The 17,600-nt window shown below is 70.9% G+C and carries 14 protein-coding genes; 7 read left to right on the top strand and 7 right to left on the bottom strand.

Annotated features, from left to right (window positions below; genetic code table 11):
* Nucleotides 1-126 precede the first annotated feature (126 nt).
* The 4 genes from AUC44_RS11945 to AUC44_RS11930 form a co-directional block, all read right to left on the bottom strand.
* Nucleotides 127-2,622 (bottom strand): phosphoenolpyruvate carboxylase, encoded by a 2,496-nt coding sequence (locus AUC44_RS11945; RefSeq protein ID WP_062159828.1) that lies wholly within the window; start codon nucleotides 2,620-2,622, stop codon nucleotides 127-129.
* Between the two features lie 154 nt (nucleotides 2,623-2,776).
* Nucleotides 2,777-3,586 carry a TIGR00282 family metallophosphoesterase gene (locus AUC44_RS11940; protein WP_062158915.1) on the bottom strand — a complete coding sequence of 270 codons (810 nt, stop codon included), beginning with the start codon at nucleotides 3,584-3,586 and terminating at the stop codon, nucleotides 2,777-2,779.
* A gap of 447 nt (nucleotides 3,587-4,033) precedes the next feature.
* Nucleotides 4,034-4,492: a hypothetical protein gene (locus tag AUC44_RS11935; protein ID WP_157445340.1), complete on the bottom strand. Its 459-nt coding sequence runs from the start codon at nucleotides 4,490-4,492 to the stop codon at nucleotides 4,034-4,036.
* Nucleotides 4,493-4,494: 2 nt separating this feature from the next.
* Nucleotides 4,495-7,815 (bottom strand): eCIS core domain-containing protein, encoded by a 3,321-nt coding sequence (locus AUC44_RS11930; RefSeq protein WP_062158911.1) that lies wholly within the window; start codon nucleotides 7,813-7,815, stop codon nucleotides 4,495-4,497.
* A 113-nt stretch (nucleotides 7,816-7,928) separates the two neighbouring features.
* Here AUC44_RS11930 and AUC44_RS11925 point away from each other — a divergent pair, with 113 nt between their 5' ends.
* The 5 genes from AUC44_RS11925 to AUC44_RS11905 all read left to right on the top strand — a co-directional run bounded on the left by AUC44_RS11925 (nucleotide 7,929) and on the right by AUC44_RS11905 (nucleotide 13,991).
* Nucleotides 7,929-8,426 (top strand): universal stress protein, encoded by a 498-nt coding sequence (locus AUC44_RS11925; RefSeq protein ID WP_062158909.1) that lies wholly within the window; start codon nucleotides 7,929-7,931, stop codon nucleotides 8,424-8,426.
* An 83-nt stretch (nucleotides 8,427-8,509) separates the two neighbouring features.
* Nucleotides 8,510-11,083 (top strand): U32 family peptidase, encoded by a 2,574-nt coding sequence (locus tag AUC44_RS11920; protein ID WP_231724433.1) that lies wholly within the window; start codon nucleotides 8,510-8,512, stop codon nucleotides 11,081-11,083.
* A 251-nt stretch (nucleotides 11,084-11,334) separates the two neighbouring features.
* Entirely contained in the window at nucleotides 11,335-11,859 is a 525-nt protein-coding gene (locus AUC44_RS11915) for a DUF402 domain-containing protein (RefSeq protein ID WP_062158907.1), read from the top strand.
* Nucleotides 11,860-11,902: 43 nt separating this feature from the next.
* Nucleotides 11,903-12,643, top strand: a complete 741-nt coding sequence (locus AUC44_RS17090) for a hypothetical protein (RefSeq protein WP_231724432.1) — start codon at nucleotides 11,903-11,905, stop codon at nucleotides 12,641-12,643.
* 79 nt (nucleotides 12,644-12,722) lie between these two features.
* On the top strand, nucleotides 12,723-13,991 hold the full coding sequence (locus AUC44_RS11905; RefSeq protein WP_062158905.1) for a glucose-1-phosphate adenylyltransferase family protein: 1,269 nt from the start codon (nucleotides 12,723-12,725) through the stop codon (nucleotides 13,989-13,991).
* A gap of 51 nt (nucleotides 13,992-14,042) precedes the next feature.
* On the opposite strand, the gene AUC44_RS11900 is transcribed toward AUC44_RS11905, so the two are convergent.
* Entirely contained in the window at nucleotides 14,043-15,416 is a 1,374-nt protein-coding gene (locus AUC44_RS11900; protein WP_062158903.1) for an MFS transporter, read from the bottom strand.
* A gap of 66 nt (nucleotides 15,417-15,482) precedes the next feature.
* On the opposite strand from AUC44_RS11900, the gene AUC44_RS11895 reads away from it, so the two are divergent.
* Nucleotides 15,483-15,890 (top strand): GNAT family N-acetyltransferase, encoded by a 408-nt coding sequence (locus AUC44_RS11895; protein ID WP_062158901.1) that lies wholly within the window; start codon nucleotides 15,483-15,485, stop codon nucleotides 15,888-15,890.
* Here AUC44_RS11895 and yqeK read toward each other — a convergent pair whose 3' ends face one another.
* Together yqeK and rnhA are read right to left on the bottom strand one after the other, a co-directional pair.
* Nucleotides 15,891-16,535, bottom strand: coding sequence for a bis(5'-nucleosyl)-tetraphosphatase (symmetrical) YqeK (yqeK, locus tag AUC44_RS11890; RefSeq protein ID WP_062158899.1), 645 nt, complete (start codon nucleotides 16,533-16,535; stop codon nucleotides 15,891-15,893).
* A 6-nt stretch (nucleotides 16,536-16,541) separates the two neighbouring features.
* The gene (gene rnhA / locus AUC44_RS11885) at nucleotides 16,542-17,090 is read right to left on the bottom strand and encodes a ribonuclease HI (RefSeq protein WP_062158897.1); all 549 of its coding nucleotides are present in this window, start codon (nucleotides 17,088-17,090) and stop codon (nucleotides 16,542-16,544) included.
* Between the two features lie 39 nt (nucleotides 17,091-17,129).
* On the opposite strand from rnhA, the gene AUC44_RS11880 reads away from it, so the two are divergent.
* Nucleotides 17,130-17,591, top strand: coding sequence for a DUF4870 domain-containing protein (locus AUC44_RS11880; protein WP_062158895.1), 462 nt, complete (start codon nucleotides 17,130-17,132; stop codon nucleotides 17,589-17,591).
* The last annotated feature ends 9 nt before the right edge of the window (nucleotides 17,592-17,600 follow it).

The raw sequence follows: 17,600 nt of genomic DNA, 5'->3' as shown, positions 1-17,600 counted from the left end.
ATGGTATCGCTTCCAGCTGTGGGGAGGATGGTGGCTGGGTAATGGGTGATAGGAGGTGTCCCACCCGGTCTCCACGCACGGGAAAGGGGAGAGGTCGCCCCCTCCCCACGTTGCCCGGTCCAGCCGTCAGCCGGTGTTGCGCACGCCCGCCGCGATGCCCTGGATGCTCAGGAGCAGGGGACGCTCGAACTCGTCCAGGCCGCCGTCCTTGCCGCGGCTGCGGCGCAGGAGTTCCACCTGGATGCGGTGAATCGGGTCGATGTAAGGGTTGCGCAGACTGATGCTCTCTTTCAGGCGCGGCTCGTTCGCCATGAGTTCGGCGCCCACCACGTCCTGCACCAGCGCGACCGTGCGGGCGTAGGCGTCCTTGAGGTGCGTGGCGAGCGGGTGCGCGTCCCCTTCGGGCAGCAGGCGCAGGTACTCGTCGAAGATCAGCGGGTCGCTCTTGGCGAGGCTCATCTGCGCGTTGTCGAGCACGGTGCGGAAGAACGGCCATGTGGCGTACATCTCGCGGGCGGTCTCCACGCCGATCTCCTGCAGGCCCTCGCAGAGCCCGTACCAGCCGGGGAGGTTGGCGCGGTTCTGCGTCCAGCTCATCACCCACGGAATGGCGCGCAGGTTGCCCAGCGTGGGCGCGCCGGGGCGGCGCACCGGACGGGAGGCGATGTTCAGGCGGGCGATCTCGTGGATGGGCGTGACGTGCTCGAAGAACGGCAGGAACGCCGGGTCGTCCACCAGCGCGCGGTACGCGCGGGCGCTGCTCGCGGCGGCGCGGGTCATGGCGTCCGTCCAGGCGGGATTCAGCTCTCCGGCCGGGCGCGCGGCGGACAGCAGCAGCCCGTACAGCGCCTGTTCCAGGTTGCGCCGCGCCAGGACCGGGTGGCTGTACTTGTCGGCCAGCGCCTCGCCCTGCTCGGTGATGCGCAGCCCCGCGTCGATGGTGCCGGCAGGCTGCCCGAGGATGGCGCGGCTGGCCGGGCCGCCCCCCCGGCCGATGCTGGTGCCGCGCCCGTGGAAGAAGCGCCAGCGCACCCCGGCGCGGCGGCACACGTCACTGATCTGCCGCTGCGCCTCGTGCAGCGCCCAGTTCGCCGCGAGGAAGCCGGTGTCCTTGTTGCTGTCGCTGTAGCCCAGCATGATCTCCTGCACGTCGTCACCCAGCACCGCGCGGTACTCGGGCAGCGAGAGCAGTTCCCACACGACCTGCGGCGCGCGCTGGAGGTCGTCCAGCGTCTCGAACAGCGGGACCGGCAGGATCCGCAGGCCCACCTCTCGCGCCAGGATCAGCGGTTCGAGCACGTCGCTGACCGACTCGGCCATGCTGATCACGTACCGCCCGAACGCGCGCGGCCCGGCGCGGCGCACCGCGTCCCGCACCTCGCGGATCGGGCCGACCGCCGTCTCCAGGGTGTCGGGCAGCCCCTCCCCGGCAGGCCACAGCGGACGGCGCGAGCGCAGCTCCCGGATCAGCAGTTCCTGCTTGGCATGCTCGGGCAGCGCGGCGTAATCGGCCTCCACGCCCGCGGCGCGCAGCAGCTCCGCGACCGCCGCGCCCGTCTGCGCGCTGTGCTCGCGCACGTCCAGGCTCACGAGGTGCTGCCCGAACACCCGCGCGACCGTCAGCAGCGGCGACAGCAGCTGCTCTGCCGTGCGCCGCTGCCCGTCGGCGAGCAGACGCTCATGCAGGGCCTCCAGGCGGCCCACCAGATCCAGCGTCTGCCCGCCTTTGACCGCATCGAACAGGCTCTGGAGCTCCTCGCGGTACGCCTCCTCGCCCTCGTCCTCCTGGCTGAGGTCCGCGAACGCCTGCCGGATCAGCCCCAGCAGCACCTCGCGCGCCCGCTCGCCGTGCAGCGCCAGCGTCTCCCGCGTCGCCTGCGGCGTCACGAACGGATTCCCGTCCCGGTCCCCGCCCATCCACGACGAGAAGCTCAGCGGCAGCGTCGCCGCCGTATCCCGCCCGAACACCTCCCGGAACGCCGCGTGCAGGTCCCGCTGCAAGGCCGGGAGGGCCTGCGCGATGCTCGACACGTACGTCAGGCCGCCCTTCACCTCGTCCAGCACGGTGGGTTTCAGGCGGCGCAGTTCTGGCGTGCGCCACAGCGCCTCCACGTGCGCGGCGATCCCCGCCGCCTCCGGCCCGTCCACGCCCCCGTCACTGAGGGTGGGAATGGCGCGCGCCACCTGCTCCAGGTGACGGCGCACCGTGCGCCTTCGCATCTCGGTCGGGTGCGCCGTGAACGTCAGGCCCAGGTCCAGCCGCGCCAGCAGCGCCTCGACCTCCTCGGCCGTGAGGCCCTGCGCGCGGAGTTCCTGCATCGCCTGCGCCAGACTCTGCGGCCGCACCCCGCCCGCCGCCGCCAGCACCCGCACCCGCTCGTACTCCTCGGCCAGGTTCACCAGCTGGAAGTACCACGTGAACGCCCGCGCCAGGTTCCCCGCGTCCGGCCCGGACAGCCCCGCCAGCATCGCGCGCAACTCCGCGTCACTGCCCCCTGCCCGCACCTCGCGCACCAGGGCGCGCGTGCGCTCCACCAGCTCGAAGAACGCCTCGCCTTCCTGTTCCTTCAGCACCTGCCCCAGCGTGCGGCCCAGCAGGTTCACATCACTCCGAATGCTCATGTTCACTCCCTTCAGCCGGCAGGGAAGCGATCCCGGCAGCGGTTCCTTCGTTCCGCCAGCGGGAGGACAGCACGCCCACCGGCTTCACTCCAGACCGCTGCCCACTGCGGGTACTCGCTTCGCTCGGGTCAGTTCTCTCTCCGGAAGGACACCGTCAAGAGAGCTGACCACCGCTCTCCTGCCCTTCCACGTAACGGTACCGTTCAATCCCCACGGCCCGGTTGCCCTCTATCTGGACAAAGACGCCGTTCAGTTCCGCCGGGCCGTCCGCCGCGCCGTAGCGGTGCGGGCGCTCGGTCACGAAGCGCTCGATCGGGCCGTGCGGATCACTGCCGATGATCGACTCGAACGGCCCGGTGAAGCCCGCGTCCGCCTGGAACGCCGTGCCGCCCGGCAGGATCCGCGTGTCCGCTGTGGGCACGTGCGTGTGCGTGCCGATTACCGCGGCCACCCGCCCGTCCAGGTACCGCGCCATGCCCTGCTTCTCACTGGTCGCCTCGGCGTGGAAATCCACGAACACGCTGCCCAGATCGTCGCGTTCCAGCAGCGTGTCCATCGCGCGGAACGGGTTGTCCACCGCCTCCATGAACACCCGGCCCAGCAGGTTCACGACCGTCAACCGCTCGGTGCCCTGCGCGGTCTTCACGTCGAAGCTGCGCCAGCCCACGCCCGGCGTGCCCGGATCGCTGTAGTTCAGCGGCCGCACGATCGGGTACGTGCCCTCGTCCTGCATGAGCACGTACACGTCCTTGTGATGCCACGCGTGGTTCCCCAGCGTCATGCAGTGCGCCCCGGCCTTCAGCGCCCCGTCCGCGCCCTCGCGGTGCAGGCCAAAACCCCCCGCCGCGTTCTCCATGTTCACCACGATGAAATCCGACTTCGAGCGCAGGGACGGCAGGTGCGACCCCAGCACCCGCCGCCCCGCCGCGGCGAACACATCCCCCACAAACAGCAACCGGATCATTCGGTCAGACTAGCGCGGGGCGCGCTTCTCCTCGCCGCTCTGCCTTGACCATGGACTGATACGAGATTCGAGTGATCCCTCGTCATGCGGAGTCGCCCGGTGGGCCCCTCAGCCTTCCACCTTGTCGCTCCACTGCTTCGCGGCTCTGCGAGTCCCTCAGGGGGAGAGGGCACAACGGAACGCGACCACGTCGGAGGCCTGCCGTCAGGCCCTTGCCGCATTGCCAGATGCGGCGCAGGGTCAGGTCTGTCTGGCCTGCAGCGTCGGGAATGCAGCGCAGCTTCCGGTCACCCGTGGCGACCACGGCCGTCCAGTTCGCGGGCACAACTGCGAAGCCGCGGATGGGGGCATCAGGTCATTCCTTGCCTGAAGCTGCCCCTCGGAGAACTGCTCCGGAGGGCCGCGTGCAGAGCCGCTTAAGCGGAGTGCTGCGTGATCCTGGGCCGGTCAACCCACTTCGAGATTGAAACGCTCGAACACGTCCAGGGCGTTCGCCTCCGTGAGTTCGATGCTGTCCGATCCGGTGAAGAAGAACACGTTCCCAGGATGTTTCCTGACAAGTTCGACGGACCACTGGGCGGCCCGGGCGACCGTCATCTGCTCCGAGTGCCTGAGGATGTCCTGAACAATCCCCTGCGACGTGTCCCAGTCATCGAAATAGATGATGTACTCGGCCCGGCCTTCGTCGAATTTTGCCACGGTGAACCCGACATAGCTGTTCTCGAAGCTGTAGTTGAGTTCCATGATGCTCTCGGGAATCCGCTTCCGGGCCGTCAGTTCCGCGCTGAGCCACAGGTCATGGTTGAACGCGTCCTCATTCTTGAGTTGCCAGCCCTGCGCTGACAGGTCTTGTGCCAGCGTCTGCCTCTGCTGAAGCTGGCTTTCGCTCATGCTTGCTTTGTCCACGTTTACCTCAGGTTGAGTCCGGAAAGAGCCTCGAGTTCCTTGATGATATTCCGCAATTTCGAGCTGATGGACTGCCGCACTCCGGGTTCCAGCGGGCCAGCGGAGGCTTCCAGCTGCGCGAGAGCCTGATCGGGCGACCACGTCTCCACACGGATGCCGTGATCCAGCATGCGGCGCAGTCCGTCGCGTGAGAGGGCTTTGCCGCCCTTCACCTTCGGCGAGTAGATGCCCAGCACCTGCACCCGCAGCTTGACCTGATGGCGCTGAGCGAACTCGATCAGTGTCGAGGCGCAGTTATGCAGTTTTTTCTGAAGGTCGGCGTCGCAGCCCGGGTCACCGCAGGGGCTGCTGGACAGCTGGACAATCACCTCGGGTGTCTGTCCCGCGAACCGTTGCAGAATCCGCTGGGCATTGATCACGAAGTTTTCCTCGGCATGCTTGGGGAGCTCGCCCTTCTTGCCGGGCGTGTTGGCTGTCTGAACCTCGATGCCGTTGATGGACGCGCGCAGCGCCACGCCCCGGCGCAGGGTCATGAGTTCCAGATCATCCGCGTCGAACATGATGTTCGTGTCGGTCAGCCCGACATTCTCGTATGGCGACGCGCTCGCCTCGATCCCGTACCTCCCTTGGCCCGCTTTCCGCGTCCGGAGGGCATTCAGGCCCTGGGGTCTGAACTGATTCATGGTGTGTTCAAGGGCGTTGCGAATGACGGCGGGGGTGGCTGGGCCACGCAGTGTGGCCGCAAGGTGAGTCCGGACCCTGGCTTTCACGGCCACGCTCCGGGATGAGTCCTCACCTGTCCCGGGTTTCTGCCCTGGGGTGTTCTTCCGGCTCAGTTTCGAGATCAGGCCTTTGATCCGCGCCACGGCCCGGTCCAGCAGGGCGTCGAGTTTTCCCCGGACCTTGCCGATGACGGCCTTGATCTTCGTGCCGATGCTGCCCAGGCCCAGCACCTTGGTCAGGAAGCCCAGCGCGACGGGAATGCTGCGCGCCAGCGTGGTCTCGACGCCACTGATGGCCGCGCCGAGGTTCCCGGCGGCGATGGCACTGACGCTCTGAATGGCGCTGCCGACGACGCCCATGATCTGCTGGCCCTGCTGCACGACGAACTGCACGCTGCGGAACGCGCCCAGCAGCGCCTGCACGAAGCCCCCGCCGGGAATGAGCATGCTGGCCACCTTCGTGATGCCCGCCGTGACGACACTCTTCGTCACTTCAGTTTTCAGGCCGCTGACGACCTCGGTACCGATGGGCGCCTGATTGGTTTTCAGTTCGTCTGCCTTGTGCAGGCCAGTGCGGATGGTCTTGAGGGTATCGAGGGTGCCCTCGGCGGCGCTGACCTGCCGTTCGCCGTTCGGCCCCATGGCCCGCACGAGGCGCCCGCGCAGGGCCTGATACGTGAGGCCCATGACGCTCAGCGCGGTCAGGAACACGCCCTGAAGGTCCAGCCGGGCGGGAAAGGTGACGCCACTGGCCCCGGTCAGCCACTGACCCAGGCCGTTCTGGAGGTGCTTCGGGGCGTTCCCGGCGAAGCGGGAGAAGCCGCCCTTGAGGGCCCCTAGGAGGTTCCGGGCGAACTCGGCGGGGTTCTTCAGCACCTGCAGGATCAGGTCGCCCCCCCGGCGCAGCTGCGCCACGACCTGCTGCCCGACCGGGCCGAGTCCGGCGGCCAGGGCCGTCAGGCCGATGTCGGCAATCCTGCGGGCGCTGCCCGTGATGAGGCTCCTCAGGCCGCTGATCCGCCGGGTCACGGCCGTCCTGGCCGCCCCCAGGTCCGCCTTGCCGATCGCAGAGGCAACCTCGCCCAGCGCGCCGCCCAGGTCGAGCTTGCCCAGTTCGCCCTTGAACCACGTCCACGCCCTGGGAATGGCCTGGGTTTCCTTGAGGGCTTTCAGGATGTCCTTCAGCGGGCCGGGCACCCAGCCGGTCAGGGTGTCCAGAATCGCATCCGGGTTGGCGGCCAGGGCCTTGCCCGTCACGAGGTCCTTCCCGAACGCCATGCACAGCTCGCGGTACCCCGGCAGGGCGGTCAGGGCCCCGGCGATCAGTTCCTTGCCCTTATCCGCGATAGCACTCACGCCGTCCCTGACCTTGTCGGCCGCCCAGCTGAATGGATTGCCCCAGCGCTGCACCGCCTGCGGGTGCAGGTCATACAGCGGCTTGAGGGCCACGCGCTGCACCGCCGCGGTCTGCGCGCGGCGTAGCGCCGCACCCTGGCTGTACACGCCAGGGGCATGCGGACTGGCGGGAAAGAGACTCTTCGGGCTGGGCAGGGTACGGCTGAGCTTGACGCCCATGGCTCTGGCCTCGGTTTCCAGTCCAGCGTCGGGGTCAATGCCTTTCCCGACGCGGCCCTGGCTCTGCTGCACGGTGTGCGTCACCTCGTGCGCCAGCAGTTCCAGGCCAGTCTGCGTGTTCGGATTGAACCGCCCCGCCTGGAAGAAGATGTCCGTCCCCGTCGTGAACGCCAGTGCGTTCACACCTTTGGCCAGTCTGTCCGCTTCGGCGTCGTCGTGAATCCGCACGCGGCTCAGGTCGTGGTTCAGGCCCTGCTCCAGGTGCCGCTGGATCGCCTCCGGGAGGGGACTGCCCGCGCCCCGACGGGCCTGGATGCGCGCCAGGACAGGCTGGGTGGCCTCGGCGTCCAACGCTGCCAGCTGGCGTTGCAGGGCCGCGTGGATGTCGAAGTTCAGGGCGGCCTGCTCCTGCGCCATCTGGCGTTGCAGCGCCTCGTCCGTGGCCCGCTGAAGGGGCACTCGCTCAGCAGGAGGGATCAGGCCCAGGACCACGCGGGACACCGGGGCGCTCAGCGGGTGGCGGTGCAGCGTGGCGAGGTGCTCGCCGTACGTGGCGTACCGGGCAGCGGGCTCGCCCCGGTCCGCGCGGAAGGCGTGACCCAGGGACTGGGCCACCTGCCGCTGGAGGGTCTGGAACTCGCCGAAGGTGCGGGCGTCAAGGCGCTGTCCCTCGATCCCCTCGGCGCGGGCCCGCATCACAGTGACCCAGTCGGTGGGGGTGACGGGTCTGTCTGGCACCGGCGTGTGGACGAGCCGCTGGACGGGCGGCACATGACCCAGGGCCGCGACCTGTTGCTGCACGACCTCGCGGGCGCCCGACAGGCGGGTGTCCTCCTGTCGCTGGAGCGTGGCGGCGCGCAGGACGGGCTGGGCGACCTGACCCTGCGCGCGCGTCGGGCGGCTCAGGAACCGCTGCACCGGCGCGGCAGACGAGAGGGCCAGCGTGGGGGCGGATGGAGCGGCTGGGGAGGGGACGCGGGCAGGGTGGTCCTTCACGCTGCGCCGGATCGTGAGGGGAGCGCTCATGAGGTTCAGCGTAGCCCGGAACTGATCGGCGGGTCAGATTTTCTGACCAGTTCGGGTGTGGTAACGGGTCGGTAATGCTGGGCGCGCACGGTGAGGTCAGGAGGATTCACGCCATGACACACATCCTGGTCACGACGGACGGCAGCGAACTCGGTCACCTGGCTCTCCCGCACGCGCGGGCCCTGGCGGACGCCCTGCACGCAGGGCTGACGGTGCTGAGCGTCGTTCCGGACGACATCATGCTGGCCTCGGAATTCGCGTACGTTCCGCCCGTCAGCGGGCCGGACGAGGAGGCGCGTCTGCGCGCGACCGAGGCGGACCTCGCCGCGCGGCTGCCGGGCGCGGCGGTGCGGGCCGAACTGGCGCGTGGGCGGCACACCACGCGCGTCATCCTGGACGTCGCTGCGGAACTGAGACCGGACCTGATCGTCATGGGCACGCACGGGCGCAGCGGGCTGGGCCGGGCGCTGCTGGGCAGCGTGGCGGAGGGGGTGGCGCATCACGCGCCCGCGCCGGTGCTGCTGGTGCGCGCCGGGCAGTCCGTGACCGCCTGGGCGGTGCCCGGCACGTCGGGCGTCCCGGCCGTCACGCCGAACGGTCCGGTCGCCTGACCTGACGGGGCTGAGGGCAGTCCGCGCGCCGGGGGGACGCGGGTCACCGTCTCCTGACCCGTGGGCGGGTAGACTGGCGCGTTATGGCGGCGGTCAGGAAACCAGAAGTGATGAGCCCGGTGGGCGGTGAGGCGCAACTGCGCGCCGCAGTGGAGGCCGGCGCGGACGCCGTGTTCTTCGGCGTGAATCCCGCGCGTGGCGAGGGCCGCGCGGACGGGGCGGGCTTCCACGCCCGCGCGAAGGTGGGCTTCGATCTGGAGGCCCTGCCGGACATCATGGGGGGCCTGCATGCGCGCGGCGTGCTGGGCTTCGTGACGTTCAACGTGCTCGTGTTCGACCGGGAACTGCGGCAGGCCGAGCGGCAGCTGATGGCGCTGGCGGAGGCCGGGGTGGACGCGCTGATCGTGCAGGATCACGGCGTGGCGCGACTGGCGCACGAGATCTGCCCGGACCTGCCCATTCACGGCAGCACGCAGATGAGCATCACGTCTGCCGAGGGCGCTGAACTCGCGCGGCGCTTCGGGGCGAGCCGCGTGGTGCTGGGCCGCGAGCTGAGCCTGCGCGACATCGAGCGGATCAAGAACGCGACCGACATCGAACTGGAGACGTTCGTGCACGGCGCGCTGTGCGTCAGCTACTCCGGGCAGTGTTTTTCCAGTGAGGCCTGGGGTGGGCGCAGCGCGAACCGCGGGCAGTGCGCGCAGGCGTGCCGCCTTCCGTACGAGCTGTTCGTGGACGGCGAACACCGCGACCTGGGCGACGCCCGCTACCTGCTCTCGCCGGGTGACCTGTACGCGCTGCATCAGGTGCCGGAGCTCGTGCGGATCGGCGTGGACTGCCTGAAGATCGAGGGCCGCTACAAGGACGCCGAGTTCGTCGCCCTGACGACCGCCGCGTACCGCAAGGCGGTGGACGAGGCCTGGGCGGGCCTCCCGCTGAGCGTCACCGCGCAGGAGGAACGCGACCTGGAGCAGGTGTACTCGCGCGGGCTGGGGCCGCACTTCATGGCAGGCACCAACCACCAGACCGTCGTGCGCGGCCGCGCGCCCCGGCACCGTGGCGTGCGCGTCGGGACCGTGCGCGGCGTGACCGAACGCGGCGTGCTGGTCGAACTGAGCGAGGTCGTGAAACCCGGCGACGGACTGGTGTTCGACCCCGCGAACTGGCGCACCCCCGAGGGGCGCGAGGAGGGCGGCTTCCTGTACGGCCTGTGGCAGGACGGCCGTCAGCTCGACGACGCTGGGCTGGCCGCCGTCCGCGTGGGTGGCCTGTACGAGCTGCGCTTCGGGCGCGGCGCGGTGGACGGCCGCCGCGTGCGCGAGGGGGACCCGGTGTGGCGCACCCAGGACCCCACGCTGGCCGCGCGCGTCAGACCCCTGGTGGAGGCCGCCGACCCGCTGCACACCCGCCCGGTGGACGCGCACTTCATGGGGCACGTGGGCCAGCCGCCCGCGCTGACCCTGACCGACGGGCAGGGCCGCACCGTGACCGTCACGCTGCCCGAGCCGCTCTCCGAGGCCCGCAACCGCGCGCTGGACGAGGCGGGCCTGCGCGAGCAGCTGGGCAAACTGGGCGGCACCCCGTACCACCTCGGGACCCTGAGCACCGACCTGCGCGGGGCGGGCTTCCTGCCGGTCAGCGCCTTGAACGCCCTGCGCCGCGAGGCCGCCGCCGCCCTGACCGACGCCCGCGCGGCCGCGCCCGAGCGCACGGTCACGCCGCGCCTGGACGACGCGCTGGCCGCCCTGACCCGCCCGCAGGCCCCCGCGCCCGCCCAGGTGCGCCTGCACGCGCTGGTCCGCACGCCCGAACAGCTCGACGCCGCGCTGGAGAGCCGGCCCGACTCGGTCACGCTGGACTACCTCGAACTGTACGGCCTGAAACCCAGCGTGGAACGCGTCAGGGCCGCTGGACTGCCCGTGCGGGTCGCCAGCCCCCGCATCCTGAAACCCACCGAGCAGAACCTCCAGAAGTTCCTCGAATCCCTGGACGCGGGCATCCTGGTCCGCAGCGGCGGCCTGCTGGAGGGCCTGCAGGGCGCCGGGACGACCGCGGAACTCACGGGGGATTTCAGCCTGAACGCCGCGAACGTCCTGACCGCCCGAGCGCTGCTGGACCTGGGCCTGAGCCGCCTGACGCCCACCTTCGACCTGAACGCGCAGCAGATCACCGAACTGGCCTCCCTCGTGGGCGGCGCGGCGCTGGAACCCGTCGCGTACGGGCACCTGCCGGTCTTCCACACCGAGCACTGCGTGTTCTGCCGCTTCCTGAGCAGCGGCACCGACTACACGAACTGCGGGCATCCCTGCGAGTCACACCGCGTCGCCCTGCGGGACGAGAAGGGCCGCGCGCACCCGGTCATGGCGGACGTCGGCTGCCGCAACACCGTGTTCGAGGGCCGCCCCCAGGTGGCCGCCGCGCACCTGCGGGACTGGCAGGCGGCGGGCATCCGCGACCTCAGGGTGGAATTCGTGCACGAGACGCCCGAGCAGGTCCGCGAGGTCATCGCCGCGCACCGCGCGTACCTGCGGGGCGACCTGACCGCCGCGCAGCTCCAGGCGGCGCTGGACGACCTGACGGAGCAGGGCACCACCGAGGGCAGCCTGTTCGTCCCGAACGACTTCGGCCTGCTCGACGCCCTGCCCATCCTGAGCTGATCCTGCCTCGGGCTGAACGGTTTCACAGCCCGTTCAGCCCGAGCGGATGCGAGCGGGAGCAGAGTCGGTTTCGGGCGTGGAGTTGGCAACCCGGTGAAGTTCCGGGTTGAGGGCGGACCAGACGGAAACCGCATAACCCGGTCTCTGAACCGGTCAGGGAAAAACCGCGCCTCTCCCGCCCCCTGCCGGGGGTTTCGTGCTGACCTGAGGCATTTCTCACGTACGCGGCGCGCGGCTGTGTACGCTGGGTCATGGCGACCCCCGCGCACCCGGTCAAGGTGGAACGGCACGACGTGCCGGGGAGACAACATTCGACGAACACCGGGGTCCGCCCGGTGCACACGTACCACCGTACCCCGCACGGCCTGTACGTCGCGCGGACCTTCGCGGGCCACCCGCGCATCCGGCACTGGCAGGCGCACCTGCTGCCGGGACTGAACCTCGTGGCGTGCCGCTACGACTTCCACGGGCGGCGTGAGCACGACTACTACCTGGACGTGGCGACGATCACGGACAGTGGGGACGTGTGGGAGGTGCGCGACCTGTACCTCGACCTGATCGTGCACGACGGCTTGATGGCCGAGATCGTGGATACCGACGAACTGCTTGCGGCGCGCGGCGCGGGCTTCATCGGCGAGGCCGAGGCGCTGCGGGCCGTGCAGATGGCGCACGACACGCTGTCCGGCCTGGCCCACGCGCGCTACAGCCTGAACGACTGGCTGGCGACGCGCGGCGTGCGGCTGCACTGGCACGAGTGGAGCCTGCTCAGCCGCTGACCTGCGGCGGCCCAGGGGGCCCCGCACCGCTACCCTGGCGGGCATGACCGCCGAGCCCACGCCTGAGGCCACCGTGCCCACCGATCCGCAGGCCCGACTGGAGGCCGCCCTGCCCGCCGCGCTGGAGCGCCTGCGGGCCACGCCGGGCGCCTACGCGGCCCTGTGGTGCGGCAGTGCCGCGCGCGGTGAGGGGAACGCGCACAGCGACCTCGACTTCCACGTGCTCGTGAGCGGGGACGACCGCTGGCGCGCGAACTACGTCGTGGACGGCGTGCCGGTCGAGGCGCTCCATAACCCGCTGCGCAAGGTCCGCGCGATGTTCGCTGCCGGGCAGGGCGACACGATCACCATGTACGCCGAGGGCCGCCCCGTCTGGCCGCACCCGGACCTGGACGCCCTGATCGCCGAGGCCCGCGCCCTGTACGCCGCCGGGCCGGACCCGCGCCCTCTGGGGCAGCAGGCCCGCTTCCGGCTGGTCGAGGAGGTCATGGACGCCCGCGCCCTGGCCGCGGCGGGCGATCCGCTGCACGTGCTCGTGGCGTGCCGCGCCGCCGGACTGGCCGTGGAGGCGCTGTTCGGAGCGCGCGGCTGGTGGAAGGTCAAAGCGCAGCGCTGGCTGGACACGCTGGCCGAGCGCGATCGGCAGGCCGCCCACGACCTCCGGGCCGTGCTGACCGCGCCGGACGCCTCTGCGCGGCAGGCGGCGCTGGAGGCCCTGACCGTCCGCGTGACCGGCGACCTGACGTACCACGAGGGCGGCAGCGACCCGGTCCCGGTGCCCTGACCGCCGCCGGGCTGAACCTGAAGGGCGTTCAGGCGCGCCTCAGCCGCCTGTGGTGAGGGCGGGGCAGACTGCGGGGCAGATGGCACGGTTCTCCTCCCGCAGTCTCAGCAGCCTTCCCGCCGGGCGCGGCACCCGCGTGGAAGGCAGGAAAGTCCTCGTCCTGATTCTCGCCGGGGGAAAGGGCGAGCGGCTGGGCGTCCTGACCCAGGAGCGTGCCAAGCCCGCCCTGACCTTCGGCGGGACGTACCGACTGATCGACTTCGCGCTGAGCAACTGCATGCACAGCGGCCTGCCGGACGTATGGGTGCTGGAGGAATACCAGCTGCACACCCTGAACGACCACCTGACGAACGGCCGCCCCTGGGACCTGGACCGCACCTACGGCGGGCTGGAGGTGCTGCCCCCCAGCCCCGACACCCTGACCGGCGCGCTGGAAGGCGCCGGGAACGCGGACGCCCTGCATGCCAACCGGCACCTGATCCGCTCGTACGCGCCGGACGTGGTGGTGGTGCTGTCCGCCGACCACGTGTACACCCTGGATTACGCCGAGGTGATCCGCCACCACCTGAAGGTCGGGGCGGCCGTCACGATGGTCACCACCGACCTGCCCGCCGGGGAGGACGCCAGCCGCTTCGGGAACGTGCAGGTCACGAAGGGCGGACGCGTGAAACGCTTCGCCTACAAGCCCGGCGAGCCGCTGGGGGGACCCATCACCACCGAGGTCTTCGTGTACGACGCCCCGGCGCTGCTGCGCACCCTGGACGACCTGCGCGCCGGGACACCCGCCGGGCAGGGCCTGGGGGACTTCGGGCACGCGTTGATCCCCGCCTTCGTGAAGGCGAAATCGGCGCACGCCTACCCCCTGGACGGCTACTGGCTGGACGTGGGCCTGCCCGGCGCGTACTTCCGCGCGCACCAGGACCTGCTCGCGGGCCGCTCGGTGCGCCTGGACACCCCCGAGTGGCCGGTCCTGAGCAGCAGCATCCCGCGCATGCCTGCCCGCATCGCGCAGGGCGCGCAGGTGGAGGACAGCCTCGTGTCGTACGGTTGCCACGTGCAGGGCCGCGTGATCCGCTCGGTGCTGTCCCCCGGCGTGACGGTGGAGGCCGGGGCGGTCGTCGAGGACGCCGTGATCCTGCGTGACGCGACCATCCGCGCCGGGGCGCGCTTGCGCCGCGCCATCGTGGACGAGGAAGCCGTCATCGCGGCCCACGTGGACGGCGGGCCGGGCGGCGTGGCCGTGATCGGCGCGCGCGCCCACATCGCCGCGCCGGTGAAGGGGGACGTGCAGGTCGAACCGGGCCGCCGCTGGCGCAAGGGCTCCCGCCCCCGCACCGACGACGAGTAAAGCAGGCCCCCCTCCCGCCCAGACGGCCGGAGGGGACAGGGGAGAGGCCGGTCAGTCCGCCCCGGTGGGCGCGTGCGCGGACAGCGCGGGGTCCTCCACGCGTCGCAACGCCGGGTTCAGGAGTTGCAGGGCCGCCACGGCCGCCAGGGTCAGGCCCGCCGCGACCGCCACGGCCCCCGGCGCGTACCGCGCGGCCAGGAGGCCAGCCAGGGCGCTGCTGGCCGGGGACGTGAACTGCGCGATCAGGCGGCGGACGCTGAACACCCGGCCCTGCAACTCGGGCGGCACCTGCGACTGCCAGATGCTCTGCGAGTGCGCGTTCATCGCCGGGAAGGTCAGCCCCATGACGAGCAGGGCCGCCGCCGCACCCAGCACGGTGCCTGCCGCGCCGAACGCCGCGAACCCCAGCCCCGAGACGATCATGGGCACCAGCACGCCCAGCACCCGCTGCCGCTTCAGGCCGCCCCAGGTGCTGATCAGCACGCCCCCCAGCACGCCACCCACGCTCTGCACGACCGCCAGGGTCGCCAGTGTCCCCTGGAGGGTGCCGCCCCGCGCGGACCAGTCGCCCTGAAGGCCGAACTTCGCGATCAGCGGCTCCAGCACGCCCAGGTTGCTCGTGCAGAGGTTGGCCACGGCGAAGGTGAGCAGCAGCGCCAGCAGGGGCCGCCGCTGCCCGATGAACACCCACCCGAAGCGCATGTCCGCCAGCAGGCTGCCGCGCGCCGCCCCCTCCCGCCGCGCGGGCGACGGCACCCGCAACCGCGAGAGGATCAGCACGGCCACCAGGAACGTCACCGCGTCCACCGCGTACGCGAACGGCACCCCGTCGCGCAGGCCCGAGAGCCACGCCGGACCACTCCCGCTCTGGCGCAGCAGGGCGGGCACGCCGATCAGCAGCGCCGCCGCCGCCGGACCCACCAACCCCGCCAGACTCCAGACCGTCTGCATCATCCCGTTGGCGCGCGGCAGCCGCTCGCGTGGCACCAGACTCGTGTAGCTCGCGTCGAACGCCGACCCGTGGAAGGTGGACACCGCCCCCATCAGCGCCGTCAGGGCGACCAGCGCCCACAGCGGCGTGGCCGCCGAACCCACCAGCAGCAGCGTCCCCAGCGTCAACGCGACCCCCGCCAGGTCGCACGCCAGCATGATCCGCCGCCGGTCGTGCCGGTCAGTCCACACGCCCGCCAGTGGGGCCAGCAGCGTCGCCGTCAGCGCCCACGCCAGGGCGGTCAGCGACAGCGCCGCCGCCAGCTGCGGCTTCTGCTCCGCCAGCGGAAAGCGCGTCTGCGTCAGGTAGATGTTGAACGCGAACCCCGCCACCGCCGACCCGATGACACTCAGCGCCTGCGACCCCCACAGCCACAGGAACGTCCGCCACCCGTCCGGCGGCGACAGGGGAGTGGGGGAAACAGGGGACGTCATGCGCCCAGCGTAGGCCCGCCCCCGCGCGCCGCACATGCGCCAGATGACCTGCCCTACCCTGACCCCATGCTGCGCCTGCACGCCACCCCCACCCCCGACACGGACGCCCTGCTTGCCCGCGCCATGTTCCCCGACCCGGCGCGCATCCAGACTGGCCTCCAGCCCTATCGCACCGACCCCGGCTGGCAGCTGCACACCTGGGAGGTCGCCGGGCAGGTCGTCTGCGCCGCCGGACTGACCACCCAGGGAACACACGCCACCGTCCGGCACATCGTCACGCACCCCGACCACGCCCGGCAGGGTCACGCCCGCGCCCTCCTGCACGCGCTGATGGACACCCTGGACCTCCGCACCCTGACCGCCGACACCGACGGGGACGCCGCCGGCTTCTACCGCCGCAGCGGCTTCAGCGTTCAGGAAATTCCCAGCCCCTGGGACCGCCGCTACCGCTGCACGCTCAGCCGGCCGGCGTGATCACCCCCGCGCGGTGACGCCGAACGCGGCCCAGGCAGCCCGCAGGTCGGGGTGCGGCACCAGCAGCCGCGCTTCCGGGGACGCCATCCAGCGCAGCATCCATGTCGCGCCTGCTTCCAGTCCGTCCCGCAACGCCCGCCGCAGCGCCGCTTGGTAGGGCGGCGCCCCTCCCTGATCCCACTCCAGCTTGTCCGCCAGGAACACCACCAGATCCAGTGGGTTCGGGGCGGCGTGGAGGGTCGTGTGGTACCGGATGGCCTGCAAAACCCCTTCGTCTGTGACTCCATACCGCTCCCGCGCCAGCACGACACTCAACTGGGCATGCAGCAGCATCGGCACCTGCCGTTCCTCCGGATAGATCGGGATGCCCAATGCCCTGCACAGCGGCACCATCTCCCCACGCGGCACGATCCCGCCCAGGTCGTGCAGCAGGGCCGCCTGCGCCGCCGCCCCCTCTGGCACACGGAAGTGCCGGGCCAGTCGCCGCGCCTCGGCCGTGACACGTGGGATGTGCTCACGGGTCACCTCGCGACCGCACGCCGCCAGCAGGGTATCCACGTCGTCGGCCAGCGCCGTCAGGTCGCCCGCGTCACCCGTCCAGGTCTGCGCTCGCAGCGGCTCAGGCCAGAGGTGCAGGGGGTCCATCCCGATTTACTTCCGGCGGAGTTTCTTGCGCTCCTGCACGGCGAGTTCGTCCACGCGTTCGTTCTCGCCGTGCCCGGCGTGCCCCTTGACCCAGACGAACGTCAGGGCGTGCGTCTTGGCCTGCGCGATCAGTTCCTCCCACAGGTCCTGGTTCTTCACGGGGTCGCCGCCGGCGGTCTTCCAACCGTTGCGCTGCCATTTGAGGATCCAGCCGTCCGTGAAGGCCTTGCGCAGGTACTGGCTGTCCGTGACGACCCGCACCTGACAGGGCCGTTTGAGGACCTTCAGGCCTTCGAGGAGGCCGCGCAGTTCCATGCGGTTGTTGGTGGTGCCTTCCTCGTGGCCGCTCAGGACGAGTTCCTTACCCTTGTAGTTGAGGATGGTGGCCCAGCCGCCGTGTCCGGCCTGGGTGTCGCACGCGCCGTCGCTGTACAGTTCGACGTTCTCCCCGGTGATGGGCGCGTCTGGCTGGATGCCGGCCTTGATGGGCAGGCGGTCGCGCGCGGCGGCCTGCGCTTTCTGCGCGGCAGATTGGGGGCGGTGCGGACGCGACATCCTGGGAACTGTAGGGATGGGCAGCCCGTACTGTCAAGCATGATCCGCTCGCCCCTGACCATTCCTGAACCGGACCGTACGCCTGCGATCGTCACGCACCTGTCGCCGCTGGCGGGGTTCCTGATTCCCACGCTGGGGAACCTGCTGGGGCCGCTCGTGGCGTGGCTGGCGTTCCGGGACCGCAGCCGCGCGCTGGACGAGCAGGGCAAGGAGGCGCTGAACTTCCAGCTCAGCTGGTGGCTGTACTCGCTGGTGCTGGGGGTGCTGGCGTTCGTGCTGTTCAGCCTGGGCCTGCTGGGCGGCGCGGTGGGGGCGGCGGCGGGCGCGCCGGACGTGGGGGCGTTCGCGTTCCTGGGGTCGTTCGGGGCGTTCTTCCTGTTCTTCCTGCCGGTGCTGCTGATCGTCAGCGTGGTGCCGTTCGTGTTCATGATCCTGGCGGTGGTGCGGGTCAGCGCGGGGCAGGCGTACCACTATCCCCTCAGCATCCGCTTTTTAAAGTAAGACGCTGGG

Origin of the sequence: Deinococcus actinosclerus, assembly GCF_001507665.1 — a bacterium.
GTDB lineage: Bacteria > Deinococcota > Deinococci > Deinococcales > Deinococcaceae > Deinococcus > Deinococcus actinosclerus.
This window is presented reverse-complemented; position numbering and strand designations above follow the sequence as displayed.